The 13,518-nt window shown below is 56.0% G+C and carries 14 protein-coding genes; 9 read left to right on the forward strand and 5 right to left on the reverse strand.

The features are described 5' to 3' along the window. The first annotated feature begins 2 nt into the window (after positions 1-2). From R1T45_RS09890 to R1T45_RS09925, 8 genes are all read left to right on the forward strand, one after another. Positions 3-890, forward strand: a complete 888-nt coding sequence (locus R1T45_RS09890; RefSeq protein ID WP_317390723.1) for a carbohydrate ABC transporter permease — start codon at positions 3-5, stop codon at positions 888-890. Positions 891-894: 4 nt separating this feature from the next. Continuing rightward, entirely contained in the window at positions 895-1,953 is a 1,059-nt protein-coding gene (locus R1T45_RS09895) for a sn-glycerol-3-phosphate ABC transporter ATP-binding protein UgpC (RefSeq protein ID WP_317390724.1), read from the forward strand. A 4-nt stretch (positions 1,954-1,957) separates the two neighbouring features. Then, positions 1,958-3,364 carry an amidase gene (locus R1T45_RS09900; RefSeq protein ID WP_317390725.1) on the forward strand — a complete coding sequence of 469 codons (1,407 nt, stop codon included), beginning with the start codon at positions 1,958-1,960 and terminating at the stop codon, positions 3,362-3,364. A gap of 97 nt (positions 3,365-3,461) precedes the next feature. Further along, positions 3,462-4,250: a DeoR/GlpR family DNA-binding transcription regulator gene (locus R1T45_RS09905; protein ID WP_317390726.1), complete on the forward strand. Its 789-nt coding sequence runs from the start codon at positions 3,462-3,464 to the stop codon at positions 4,248-4,250. Positions 4,251-4,400: 150 nt separating this feature from the next. Then, positions 4,401-5,921, forward strand: a complete 1,521-nt coding sequence (locus R1T45_RS09910) for a sulfatase (protein ID WP_317390727.1) — start codon at positions 4,401-4,403, stop codon at positions 5,919-5,921. 150 nt (positions 5,922-6,071) lie between these two features. After that, positions 6,072-7,019: a transaldolase gene (gene tal, locus R1T45_RS09915; protein ID WP_317390728.1), complete on the forward strand. Its 948-nt coding sequence runs from the start codon at positions 6,072-6,074 to the stop codon at positions 7,017-7,019. Positions 7,020-7,094: 75 nt separating this feature from the next. After that, the gene (locus tag R1T45_RS09920; protein WP_317390729.1) at positions 7,095-7,817 is read left to right on the forward strand and encodes a DUF2270 domain-containing protein; all 723 of its coding nucleotides are present in this window, start codon (positions 7,095-7,097) and stop codon (positions 7,815-7,817) included. Between the two features lie 71 nt (positions 7,818-7,888). Next, positions 7,889-8,767: a formylglycine-generating enzyme family protein gene (locus R1T45_RS09925; protein WP_317390730.1), complete on the forward strand. Its 879-nt coding sequence runs from the start codon at positions 7,889-7,891 to the stop codon at positions 8,765-8,767. Positions 8,768-9,051: 284 nt separating this feature from the next. On the opposite strand, the gene R1T45_RS09930 is transcribed toward R1T45_RS09925, so the two are convergent. Beyond that, the gene (locus tag R1T45_RS09930; RefSeq protein ID WP_317390731.1) at positions 9,052-9,336 is read right to left on the reverse strand and encodes a cupin domain-containing protein; all 285 of its coding nucleotides are present in this window, start codon (positions 9,334-9,336) and stop codon (positions 9,052-9,054) included. Between the two features lie 218 nt (positions 9,337-9,554). On the opposite strand from R1T45_RS09930, the gene R1T45_RS09935 reads away from it, so the two are divergent. After that, positions 9,555-9,872: a hypothetical protein gene (locus R1T45_RS09935; protein ID WP_317390732.1), complete on the forward strand. Its 318-nt coding sequence runs from the start codon at positions 9,555-9,557 to the stop codon at positions 9,870-9,872. 112 nt (positions 9,873-9,984) lie between these two features. Here the strand turns inward: R1T45_RS09935 and tnpC are convergent, their stop codons facing one another. From tnpC to R1T45_RS09955, 4 genes are all read right to left on the reverse strand, one after another. Next, positions 9,985-11,622: an IS66 family transposase gene (gene tnpC / locus R1T45_RS09940; protein WP_317389750.1), complete on the reverse strand. Its 1,638-nt coding sequence runs from the start codon at positions 11,620-11,622 to the stop codon at positions 9,985-9,987. Between the two features lie 62 nt (positions 11,623-11,684). Continuing rightward, entirely contained in the window at positions 11,685-12,032 is a 348-nt protein-coding gene (gene tnpB, locus R1T45_RS09945; RefSeq protein WP_209274002.1) for an IS66 family insertion sequence element accessory protein TnpB, read from the reverse strand. Next, the gene (locus tag R1T45_RS09950; RefSeq protein ID WP_317389751.1) at positions 12,029-12,397 is read right to left on the reverse strand and encodes a transposase; all 369 of its coding nucleotides are present in this window, start codon (positions 12,395-12,397) and stop codon (positions 12,029-12,031) included. The genes tnpB and R1T45_RS09950 overlap by 4 nt, the downstream gene beginning before the upstream one ends. Positions 12,398-12,583: 186 nt before the next feature. Continuing rightward, complete coding sequence (locus R1T45_RS09955) at positions 12,584-13,429, reverse strand: hypothetical protein (RefSeq protein ID WP_317390733.1); 846 nt, start codon at positions 13,427-13,429, stop codon at positions 12,584-12,586. Positions 13,430-13,518: the final 89 nt, after the last annotated feature.

Raw genomic sequence — 13,518 nt, forward strand, 5'->3', positions numbered from 1 at the left:
TTATGAAGAGAATGACGTGGCGTTACCGCATCTTCATGTACCTCGCTAACGTGCTGGTGATCTGCTTTTTGATCCTCCCGCTGGTGCCTGTGGTCCTTGGCGCATTGCAATCCGAACGAACACTTCATGCTGATGTCTGGGCGCTGTTGCCTTCGGAATATACGTTGGATAATTTCCGGCTAATCCTGTCGGGCGGGGAAAACAAGGGCAAGTCCTTTCAGGGGATCGACTATCTGCCGAACTCGGTCACATGGTTCCGCAACGCCTTTCTCAACTCGATGGTGGTCGCCACAAGCGTAACGGTACTTACGCTTTCGCTGGCGACGCTGACAGCGCTGACAGTTACGCGGCTCAGACTCAGCTGGACTACCTATCTGATGAATTTGACGGTGATTAGCCGCATGGTGCCTTTGATCGTCTTGATGCTGCCGCTGTTCGTTGTGATGCGAAACATCGGGTTGCTCAATACCCTGCCCGGGATCATCATTGCAGAAGTGGGGCTTTTGCTGCCCTACGCCATCATCATTTTGGTACCATATTTCCAAGCTTTTCCTAAAGAGCTTGAGGAATCTGCGCGGCTTGATGGCTGCTCCCGCTTCGGGGCATACGTCCGCATAGTAGTGCCGCTTTCAACTCCGGCGTTGGCGGCGTGTGGCGTGATCATATTTATCATCTCCTGGCACGAACTGTTGATCCCACTGATCATAGCTTCGAAGCCCGAATTCATGACCTTGCCAGTGGTCCTGGCTGGATTGGTATCCGACCAATTCGTCTTCTTTACCGTCATGATGGCTATTTGCCTAATCGGTCTCGCTCCGACCCTCGCGTTGGTGCTCCTTCTGCAAAAATACCTTGTCAAAGGCCTGACGGCCGGCGCAGTAAAAGGATAACTCAATGGCCAATGTTTCAGTAGAAAACCTCAAGAAGAACTATGGTTCTGTCGAGGTGATCCATGGTATCGATATCAATATTCAAGACGGCGAATTCGTGGCGCTTGTCGGCCCCTCGGGCTGTGGAAAATCTACCTTGCTTCGGATGATAGCAGGGCTGGAGGATGTCTCCGGCGGGACTGTTCGCATTGACAGCAACGTGATCAATGATATTGCCCCCCGCGACCGGGATATCGCTATGGTGTTCCAAAGCTATGCGCTTTACCCGCATATGACCGTCGCGCAGAATATGGGTTTTGCTCTCAAGCTGGCAAAGGTGCCAGCAGCCGAAATGGACGCTCGTATTCGCGAAGCGGCCGCGACGTTGAACCTGACTGACTATCTGGACCGGTTCCCGCGTGAACTGTCCGGTGGACAACGTCAGCGGGTCGCCATGGGTCGGGCGATTGTTCGCAGCCCCAAAGTGTTCCTTTTTGACGAGCCGCTCTCGAATCTTGACGCCAAGCTGCGTGTGCGAATGCGGACCGAAATCAAATCTTTGCACCAACGGCTTGGGGCGACCTCTGTGTATGTTACGCATGATCAAATCGAGGCGATGACAATGGCCGATCGTATCGTGGTCATGCGCGGCGGTCATATCGAGCAGATTGGGTCTCCGTTGGAATTGTACGATGCCCCGGTTAATGAATTCGTCGCGACATTTATCGGCTCCCCATCAATCAATCTTCTGGAAGGCACAATTGATGGGTCGGTCTTCAAACTCAGCGATGGCAGCGCCTTGCCCCTGCCTGACTGGGCCTACAATTCTGATGGGCGTGCTGCGAAATACGGCATCCGGCCAGAGCATTTCGACCTCGTCCAGGGCGCTGGAATGACGGTCATGAAAGTTGACGTTGTCGAGCCGACTGGCAATGAAACCATCCTGACCGGCACAATCGGTGGACAGGTTGTCCAAATCACCCAGCAAGAGCGACTGAACCTGCGCCCCGGACAGGAAATCCCGGTCTCCTTGCGTCTGGACGCGGTGCATCTGTTCGACGCGTTGACTGGCCAAAGGATCTGAGCCGATGACAGCAACAGAACTGCATTGGTTGGACGCCTCGGAAATCGGATTGCGGGTGCGGGACAAGACGCTATCGCCGGTAGAAGTGACAGAAGCCTGCATTGCGCGCATCGAACTGCTGGATAGCGAGCTGAATGCCTTTTGCCTGCCGATGTTCGATGTTGCCCGCGCCAAGGCCCGGAAGGCCGAAGAGGCGCAGATGCGAGGCGAGTTCTGGGGGCCGCTGCACGGGGTGCCCTATGCGATCAAGGATTCAGACGACTACAAGGGTCAGGTGACCACCGTCGGGTCGCTTCCAAACAAAGACCACGTGGCCACTGGGTTTTCACCGATCATTGAGCGGATGGAAGCTGCAGGTGCGATCCCGCTGGGCAAGACCACAACGCCTGACATGGCGTGGATCGGTCTAACCTATTCTGACTTGCACGGCATGACACATAATCCGTGGGATAAATCCCGCAATCCCGGGGGTAGTTCCGGTGGTTCTGCAGTTGCGGTCGCGGCGGGAATGGCCCCGTTGGCGACGGGAACCGACGGGGCCGGGTCGATCCGGATACCCGCATCTTTTTGTGGGATATACGGGTTGAAGCCCTCGCACGGCCGCATCCCGCTCATGCTCCCCAATACCAACCAGCACACCCACTACGGCCCCCTGTCCCGGACAGTGACCGATGCTGCGCTCATGATGGAAGTCTGTTCGGGCCCTGATAATCGGGACCTATATTCGCTGGAATGCCCGTCACCCAAATATCTGGAAGACCTCGATAAGCCGCTAACAGGACTGCGGGTTGGTTGGAGCGCGGACCTTGGTTTCGTGGAGAACGTCGACGCAGAGGTTCTGGCCGCTTGCGAAGCTGCCGCGCAGCGCTTTAGCGATCTCGGTGCCGAAGTGGTGTCTGCAAACCTCAATTTATCCGGTTCCATGGAAATCGCCAAGCGCAATTGGCAGGCAATCATGTCCGCCATCGTGAACCATCGACTTGGCGATCATCTGGACGTACTTGATCCCGCCCTTGTCGCATGCGCACGCGGCGCGCTGGAGCAGACCTCGGGTGAGTTCCTGTTCGATAAGGTAAAGGCGTTTCCGATTTACCAGCGTCTGGTCGCATGGTTCGGCCAACATGACCTGTTGCTGACCCCTACTGTCGCTTGTTTGCCAGTCACCAACGGACGGCTTCTGCCCGAAAATTACCCCGAACACGAATGGGATTGGATGGAATGGGCGCCGTTCAGTTCTCCGTTCAACTTGTTTCACAATCCGGCGGCGAGCGTTCCGGCGGGGCTGTCTAAGGGCGGTTTGCCTATCGGGCTCCAAATCGTCGGTGCGCGTCATGCCGATGGGCTGGTGTTGCGGGCGTCGAGGGCTTACGAGCTCGTGGCACCATGGGTTCATATGCGACCGCCAGAGTGAGCTTGCGTAGGGGGACACGTATCAATCTCGTTGACATTTTTTGTTCGTTTTTGATAGAACCATGTATGCTGACCGAAAATCAAACTGAGTTGCCCAAATGACCGCCAAACGCATCCCTGCCACTGTGCGGCTTGAAGCCATTCTGGCGGAAGTCGAGAACAATGGTCACGCGTCCGTAAGCGATATTGCCGAGCGGCTGGGTGTATCCGAAATGACGATCCGTCGGGACATGGATAAGTTGGGGGCTGAAGGGCACGTCGTGCGGACGCATGGCGGGGCGCACTCCAACGACGATCTGCGCAGCAAGGCGTCCGAGATGATCGAGCCCAGTGTCGAAAATCGCGCGACCCGAAATCGGTCGGAAAAAAAGCGCATTGCAGCCAGCGCTGTCCGGCTTATCGAACCGCGGTCGACCGTTGCAATCGACGTTGGCACAACCTGTTTTGAACTGGCGTCGCTAATCTCTGATAGCACGGTCCACATTGTATGTGCGTCGCTTCCGATCCAAAGAGTGCTCGCAAAGAACCAGATGCAGATTTACGCACCTTGTGGGAGGATCGCCGGGGCCGATCCGTCGACTGTCGGTGCTCAGACCGTTGCCTATCTTCGGGATTTCAGGTTCGAGATCGCTTTCCTGGCGGTGGCGGGGATTACCGAGGACGGCTTGTTCGATTACTCTTTTGAAGATGCGGAAATCAAGAAAACCCTTGCAATGCAGGCGCATTCTCGCGTGCTAATGCTCGACAGTTCTAAGGTTGGGAAATCTTCTGCGGTGCGGGTAATGGGGTTTGACAGTATCGACGTCCTAATCACTGACGCCCCCCTTCCTCCAGAAATGGCTGCTGTTCTCGCTGATCTTAATGTGGATGTCGTGCTTGCGCCCTAAACCAGCCATTTTGACACATTGCACCTCCCCAAGCTCGATCTCTTTTGTCGATTAGATTCCTCAAAAGATGATCTTTTATGTTTGATTGTGGGTGATTTTGGTGGTATTTGTTCGAGGAAATTTTTCGCATCTACTAAAACGAGGGGCCTCATGCGCATCATTTACATAGACGTAGATTCTCTGCGGCCAGACCATACCTCACCTTATGGATATGCTCGGAAATTGACCCCGAATATTCAGTCTATTGCTGACAGGGGGGTGCGATTTGACGAATACCACAGTTCTGACACGCCCTGCATGCCATCTCGGGGTGCATTCACCACACAGCGGTTCGGCGTCTCAACGGGTGTGGTTGGGCATCAAGCTAACGATGGTGATATGTATCTAACTGAGTCACGCAGTCAACGTAGCAACGCGCCTTTTTTCGGATTCCACCTTGCCAATACAGGTGGCTACCACACGGTGGGAATGACCTGTTTTGCAGAGCGGCACCAAGCCTACTGGTTCCACGGAAATTTCATGGAATTCTTGCGGCCGAGCCTGTCTTTGGGCATCGATGAGGATGCCGCCGACGTGACCAACACAGCGCTTGAGTGGCTGGACCGGCGTGGCAAGGATGACAAGTGGTTTTTGATGCTGAACTTCTGGGATGCGCATCGGGACTATCAGATCGATAAGGAAACGCTTGACCGCGCGTCCGCAAGTGGTCCTGCGCCTGAATGGCCTGACGAAGGCACGATTGCGCAACATCAGGATTTGTACGGCGCGGCGACGGCCAGGGACCTTCACGGGGCGTACGGCGACCCTTCGCCGAACCCTGAAATTACGCCCCATGCGATCACCAACCGTGCCGATTTTGAGCAACTGATCAACGGCTATGATGGGGCAATTTCCTATATCGACCATCACATCGGTCGGATCCTTCATAAGCTCAGGGAGTTGGAGATCGATCAGGATACAGCGATCGTGTTCACCGCAGACCATGGCGAAGCCTTTGGCGAACATGGCATTTACGGCGAACACGCATATGCTCATCCGGCGACCACACGAGTGCCGCTGATCGTACATTGGCCCGGGGTTACAGATCGTTTGCCAGAGGAAAAACGTTTCCACGACGGTCTGTTCTATCATCTCGATTTGGGTCCGACGCTTTGCGATATGTTGGGCCTGCCCACCCCCGAGGGTTGGCACGGCAAATCCTTTGCGCCGGTCTTGCGTGGCGAGGATTTCGACGGGCGCGATCACCTAATCCTCAGCCAAGGGGTTCACACCTTTCAGCGTGCCGTGCGCAGGGGCGATTTGCTTTATATACGCACGCTGCATCCAGGCACCTACAAGGCAGACCCCGAGGCGCTTTATGACCTGCGCAATGATCCGAACATGACCAGGGACCTGATGCCGGATCGGCCCGAACTTGCGGCACCCCTCAAGGCGAACCTGGCCGATTGGTGGTTCGAGTACGCCGGCCGCCCTACGTCCGAACCCGACAAGATGCAACAAAACCTTTCGCGCGGGCCAGTCTTGTATTCTGATCCCGAACTATATCTTGATCGGCTTGAAAGCTCGGGGCGCTCCGAACTGGCCGCCGATTATCGAAAGCGGTTGAGCGGATTCTTGAAAGATCCGCACGCGGTTCCCGCGCATGAAAAGCCCAAACCTACGCCGATCTGAGGGGGCAACGCCAGATTGATGGCGAAGCCGGCCACCTCACAGGCTGGGGCTCTCCGGGCAGTGTGCGGGCACTCGATGGGCGCACAGCTGGCATCAAGAGTTTCAACAATAACGCAATGCGGAGGACCTGCCTCCGACCGGAGAGCGATGATGGCAAGCGTGCTGGACCAGTTACGAAAAATGACTGACGTTGTGGCAGACACTGGGGATGTTGGGGCGGTTCGCAAATACCAACCAGTGGACTGCACCACAAACCCGTCCCTGGTGTTAATGGCATTGGAAGACCCGGCTTCGGAAGCGCTGATCACGACCGAAATTGAAGCCGGGCGCAAGGCGGGCAAGGATGCATTACAACTGGCCGATGCGCTGACCGTTGCTGTTGGCTCTCAGCTTTGCAGCTTGGTGCCCGGCCGCGTCTCGACCGAAGTGGACGCACATCTATCTTTTGATACAGAGGCCTCTGTGACGCGGGCGCGGGCGATTACAGCCGACTATGGGGCCCGTGGCATTAGCAAGGATCGTATCCTTATCAAGCTCGCCGCGACATGGGAGGGAATTCGCGCGGCGAAAATACTTCATGACGAGGGAATTGACTGTAATTTGACGCTTCTTTTTTGCCTGGCTCAAGCAGTGGCTTGCGCCGAGGCGAACGTCTTTCTGATTTCGCCTTTCGTCGGGCGGATCACCGATTGGCACAAGAATGAGGCCGGTGTGACAGGGTATCCGCCGGACGAGGATCCTGGTGTGCAATCGGTGCGTAGGATCTATGATTACTACAAGTCAAATGGCATCAAGACAGCCGTCATGGGTGCGTCCTTCCGTAACACCGGACAAATCAAAGCGCTGGCAGGATGCGACAACCTGACGATCGCGCCGGACTTGCTTAGTGAACTTGGCAGCGACATGGAAGATTTGCCTCGGGTGTTGGCGCCAGAAAGGGCCAGCGGCGTCGGACTCATCGCAATGTCCGAGGCCCGTTTCCGTTGGGAGATGAATGAAGACGCCATGGCGACAGAGAAACTGGCGGAAGGTATCCGCAAATTTGACAGGGACCGGCAAAAGCTGGTCTCCCTAATCGCGGCACGCTCCCCGGATTGAACTCTGGCTGAGACGGGGGCTGATTGGTCGCCACCTATGCCGATCACTTTTCGCAAGGCAAAGGAGGAATTCTTCATGAATATTAACACGTCGGAATTCATTCCGCACTCCACCACACCGGTCTTACCCGTCGCCAAATCAAGCCACGCTGATTTCACACCGGCAGAAATGGGCGCGCTCGCACACCTCTACCGGGGCGAAGTCTATCGCAGCACGGTCTGGAGAACCCGCTTGGACACCACCACCAACTGGGCTGTCGTTGTGACGGGCGTTTCCCTCACGGTCACCTTCGGCAGCCTAAATGCGACTGTACTGCCTCTGATCTTGGTGGGTTTGCTGGTCGGCGTGTTTCTGATGCAGGAAGCGCGCCGTTATCGCTATTTCAATGTCTGGCGGGCGCGGGCGCGGTTGATGGAAACAGATTTCTACGCGCCGCTGCTACGCGGCCCCGGGGGTTGCCGAAACGGGGACTGGGAGCAACTTCTGGCCGATGACTACGAGCGACCGCAATTCCATATTAGTTTTATCCGTGCAATTGGTCGTCGGTTGCGCAAGAATTACGCTTGGGTCTTCGCAATTCAAGTACTGGCCTATTGTGGCAAGCTATCAATCCATCCAACACCGCTGGTAAGTGCGGATCAATTGTTCGAGCGGGCCTCGATCGGGCCTGTGCCAGGACATCTTGTTCTGATTTGCGGTGTGATGTTTTATGGCACGTGGAGCATCATCGCTGTTTGGACCTATGCGATAGAACGCGCCGCGCGACGCGACAAACGAACCCTGATTACCATCGCATGAGCCAGTCACCTAAAACCACTCTCGCAAACTGCTGTTGCCCGTTAGCCGATACCGGGCCGGTGCCGCCCGCCATGGTGATCGCGCAGGCGCGCGCCCCGCGCGCTGATGCGGGTGCAGTTAAAATTCCTGGGCGCAGGGCGCTGGTGGGGACGCGCAAACCGCACATTCCCGATGACGGCGAAGGCCCTTTAAGGACCAAGCGGGTTGCGCCGTTCCGAATGGCATCAACAGCGGTCACAAACGCGGAGTTCGCCGCTTTTGTCACGGATTCAGGCTTCATGACCGAAGCCGAGCGCATAGGCTGGAGCTTTGTATTCCACACCCAAGTCGCGGGCAAGGTCGGGGGGACCAACGGCGTACCTGCGCTGGAATGGTGGCGTCGCGTGGATGATGCCAATTGGCGCTACATAGATGGCGGCGGTCGGGATGTCTTGCACGACCTTGCTGACCACCCTGTGGTTCATGTTTCGTGGAACGACGCGCAGGCCTATGCAAAATGGGCCGGCGGCCGGCTTCCAACTGAAGCCGAATGGGAACATGCAGCTCGCGGAGGTCTTGGGGACGTGTTGTTCCCCTGGGGCGACGCTGAGCCTAACGATGCCACACATTTTCCCTGCAATATCTGGCAGGGCCGGTTCCCCTTCGAAAATCTCGGACTTGACGAACACCTGTTCACCGCGCCTGCGCGATCCTACGCGCCAAACGGCTACGGGCTATACAACATGGTAGGCAATGTCTGGGAATGGACTGCCGAGCCTTTTACCGTACGCTCCCTTCGACGGGAGGCACGTGCGCATCAAGGGTTGCGTCGCGGCTATCGCCTGCTCAAGGGGGGGTCGCACCTCTGCCATAAGAGCTATTGCTTCCGGTATCGGATCGCTGCCCGTAGTGGCAACTCACCGGACACCGCAACCACGCATCAAGGTTTCCGAGTCGTTTGGGATTCGTGAACTGGCATCATGCACATAGCTTGTACCGTTCTTAAAGTTGGATTTGATACAGATCCCATCAGTGCTCGCTTAACTACTGGCAAGCTATGCGGCCCCTGCAGTCGTTTACTTCTCCGGTGGCAACATCCGAGTTTGACTCATTTTGATGAGAACCGTTGCCGTGCAGAAATTAAGGTTAAGGCGCGCTTTTTGCGTATTGTCAAGATTACTTGATCCTTCGGCTTTCGCTCGTAGTTTCATGCTCTGGACGGTTATATAGCTTAACCAGATGCACCCATGTGCCGTTAAATACTCTTTCGGTCTCGCTCATCGTCTTCGTCCAAGCGCATTGGGTCCGTACACACACAACAAACCTCGGCGTCCTTAGTGCCCGCACTAATGTAGGCATGGCCCATCGTGCTATCAAGGTAAATGCTTTCGCCGCGTTGCAGGGTAATCGGGGCATAAAATTCGGTATGAACTTCGACGGCACCATCTAAAACAATCAAGAACTCCTCTCCGCCGTGGCGTTCCAGAGGGCCAAATTGCTTGAGGTTAGAGGCTTTGATGCGCGCGTGGATCGGAACCATACGTTTGTTGGTCAGCTCCGCACACAGGTAGCGGTATTCGTAATTCTGCGTGTCGATGACGACTGGCTATGCGGGTTCAATTTTTTCGCCACCAAACTCAGACTAAACTATTTTTGATGTCAGAGATGGGCGGAGAGCATGCGTAATTGGGCTGACCCTGCACTTTGGTCGAGCTCCCGATAGGATCACAGCATAGCTGTGAACAAGGGAGACAGAAGATGGAATATTTTGTTGGATTAGATGTGTCGCTTCGGTCGTGTGCGATGTGCGTCGTCGATATCAAAGGCAAGGTTTACCTCGAGCGAGAGCTACCATGCGAAGTCGAGGAAGTCGCCGACTGTCTCGCAGCTTTTGAGCACCCAATAGCACGCGTTGGTTTTGAAGCCGGCGCTATGAGCCAACATTTGTTCTTTGTTGGGATGGTTGTGGTATTCGCCCTGATCACCGGCATCATAATAGTGGATTGGGTCGTCAGGCGGGCGAAAGCAGCTCTCTCGGGGAAATTTGTGCGCGGGAGAAAGGCATCCAACCTCTGAAGTTTGGCTGACACCCGCATGACGTCGTTCGCCAGATGATAAGGGAAAGAGGCATCGGGTTCGGACGTTTGCTGCAACGGGTGCTAAGTAACCGCGCCATTGGTACCGCAGTTTACGCGGCTTGACTGTTGGCTTCTCGTGGCAACGTCTTCCAGTTCCACGGCAGCAGCTCATCCAGCTTGTTGATTTTGTGGTCGTGGATGCGGTCGAGAACGTCCGCGAGATAGGCCTGTGGATCGAGGCCGTTTAGCTTGGCTGTTTCGATGATGGTCATGGCGCGAGCCAAAGTTTCCGCACCTGTGTCGGCCCCCGCGAAGAGCCAGTTCTTTCGCCCAATACCAATAGGGCGCAGAGCCCGCTCTGCTGGGTTGTTGTCGATGGCTACCCGACCATCGGACAGGAACAGGCTGAAGGCATCCCTTCGACTGAGGCCATAGCGGAAGGCCTTGGCCAGATCGCTCTTGCCGGGAATGCGCAGGAGTTGCTGTTCGGACCAATCAAAAAAGGCCTCCACCCTTGGTTGGCTCAGCCTTTGACGGGCCGCAAGGCGGGCCTCTGCGGCCTGGCCGTTGATGTCGCGCTCAATATCGTAGAACTTACCGATCTGGTCGAGCGCCTCACGCGCAATCTCGGACTTGGTTGAGGTCCAAAAGTCGTGGAAGTCTCGTCGTAGGTGCGCCCAACAGGCCGCTTCGCGCAAACGCGGCGGGCCATCGGATTTGGGCTCGTAGAGCTTGGCATAGCCTTTGTAGCCGTCCGCTTGCAGAATGCCGCGGGCATCGGCCAGATGGCTTAGAACGTGCTCTTCTTTCCAGTTGGGTGCGAACCGATAGACAGCGCCAGGTGGCGCGGCTCCCGCCCACGGGCGCTGGTCACGCACATAGGCCCAGATCCGGCCTTGCTTCACGCCTTTCCCCAATCCTTTGTCTCTTCGGGAACGGTCCAATACCCGGATTGGGGTATCGTCCGCGTGTAGAAGGTCGCTGCTCAGGATGTCCGCATCGATCCGCTCGATCAGCGGCGATAGTGTCTTCATGGCGCGGCCGCACCAACCTACGAGGGTGCTTTCGGGAATGTCGGCCCCCATCCGCTCGAAGATTTCATGCTGGCGGTAAAGAGGCAGATGGTCGTCGAACTTCGAGACCAGCACATGCGCCAGGAGGTTCGGCCCGGCCATGCTGCCTGGGATCGGACGGCTGGGCGCAGGTTCTTGCACCATCCGCTCGCAGCGCCGACAGGATTTCTTGATCCGAGCGATTTGGATCACCTTCATCTGGGCTGCGATCATATCGAGCAGTTCGCTGACATCCTCACCCACCACGCGCAGATCGCCCCCACAGTCTGGACAGCATGCACCTGGGTCAAGCTCACGGCGTTCCCGCAGGGTCGCATCAGACACACGCGGGCGGCGGCGCAAAACAGGGGCTGACGCCCCCTCTGGAACTGGCTCGTTCAGTCCTTCGTCGATAGGGGTGTCGTCCTTCTCAGCCACTGCAACCAGCAGGTCTTCCAGCGCCAGTTCCAGTTGCTCAATCTCGCGCTCGACCTTCTCCGACGACTTACCAAACGCCAGCTTTTGCAACTTGGCGATCCGCAGGCGCAGCGCCTGCACCAATTGATCATGGGCCCGCAGCGTGGCTGACATCTTGGCGTTTTCCGCCGCGATCTGAGCATTTTCAGCCTGCAATACCGCGATCATCGCCTTCAATTCGGCAGGATCATTAGGCAAGCTTTTGGCTGGGTTGGACATGCGGCTGATTACCAAAATTCAGGCGCAAACACCATATAAATATAGCAGATCAGAAGCTATAATCACCCCACGCGCGCAGGCGGAGCGCCCCAAGCCGGACGCCGCCAATCAATGCCTTCCCAGAGCATTGCAAGCTGCGCAGAGGTCAAACGCAAGGCACCGTCTTCCGCGCTCGGCCAAGGAAATCGGCCGCGTTCGAGAACTTTATAATAGAGACAAAACCCCTGACCGTCCCAGTACAGAAGCTTCACCCGGTCCCCGCGCCGACCCCGGAAGGCAAACACAGCACCGCCTGTGGGCTTCTGGCGCAATACATCTTGAGCCATAGCGGACAAACCTGCGATCCCTTTGCGCATGTCCGTCACGCCGCATGCCAGATACACACGAACGCCGGTGCCGGGCCCGATCATGCTGCTTCTACCGCCCGAATGAGCTGCTGGACGCGCTCTAATGGGAGATCACTGGCACAGCGCAGCTTGCGACCATTTCCAAGCACGACTTCGATCTCCAAGTCTTGCCGATCTCTTGACTGCCCGGGCTCCTCGCAAGAAGGCGAAGGCAGCGGCAGAAAAACCGTCTCCGAAGTCCGCGGCAAAACCCCTTTACGCCGAAGTTCCTGGCGCCACTGGTAGATATGCTGGCGTGTAATGTCATGACATCGCGCAACATCACTGACCGTCGCGCCATTTAAGCCAACTTTTCCGAGGATCGATAACTTCTCCTCTTCGCGCCAACGGCGCCTTCGCTCAACGCCCACAATCACTTCATGACGCATAGCTCGTCCCATCTCATACGACGTCAGTAACGACGACAATAACGACAGTACTTAAGAGAGTATGAGTTCACGCGGCAGGCGGTAACAATCGGGCGCTTACGGTGCTAATGTCCAGAATGGGCCGTTCGCTTCGATCGTGAGCGGCAGCGACCCGCAGGAAGCGGCCCTCACGAGGAGTCCAAGTTTTCAGCTTCCCTGACTGGCAGCCGCAACCTTCGCTTTCCTGTGTTCTTGCGCTTCTTTGTTCCGCAAGCGACTGGCGTTCTTTGCCAACTCCACAGCTGTTTGAAGAAAGATCTCAACCAGCTGAAGCCGGTCTTCTTTGTTTTCCCAGAGATCAATGGTGGCCCAAAGCACCCCGAGCGTTGTCTTGGACAGCTCGCGTAAATTATACTTCATGTCATCGGGACCGGCCATGTAGCTATTATCGGTCGCATACATCAGTACATTCCGCCCGTTTGCCATATCGTGAAGATACCTTAGAGCGGCGGCTTCTTCAGAATACATTGCATAGATTTCTTGCGCGAATGAATAAACCAGTTCGCCATCAGCATCGTTCATATTAAGAATTTTCAAGGAAGCAGGTGCATAACTGGCTTTGCCTTCATCGTTAAATCGGACAATGATCCGGTCTTTGTCTTTAGAATATGCCAGTGCGAGCTTGTAGTCCTTACTAACTCGATTAGTCACCTCCGTTAAGACCCAGCTTAGCGCCGACTTGTAACTGTGATTACCGATGTTGAATTGATCTGTAAGGTCTGCGTATTGGCCGACGGATGCGCAGCCGACGAATGCCACCACCGCCTCTTCGAGAGCATGTGTCAGGCAGAACGTGGCCGGAACGCTGAATCTGTATCGTCTATCCAACGATGAGTGGAGCGTTGAAATGCCGCCCGCCCAATACAACGCACTCAAAGCATTGTTTGCACGGAACTTAGCTTCATCTGGCAAATCGCCAATTCTGGCCCGCACCCACAATGCCATCTCGCTCTCCACCATGCGGAGCAATTCGGGGTGAATTTTCGTGGACATTTTTCAGGCCTTTTGAATTTAGAACGCCATTATCATCGCCCGAGAATATGGAGACATCAATGTCGTGCGTCGGGCAGCCTCAATTTTTG

The organism is Sulfitobacter sp. LC.270.F.C4 (genome assembly GCF_032922545.1).
Classification (GTDB): Bacteria; Pseudomonadota; Alphaproteobacteria; order Rhodobacterales; family Rhodobacteraceae; genus Sulfitobacter; species Sulfitobacter profundi.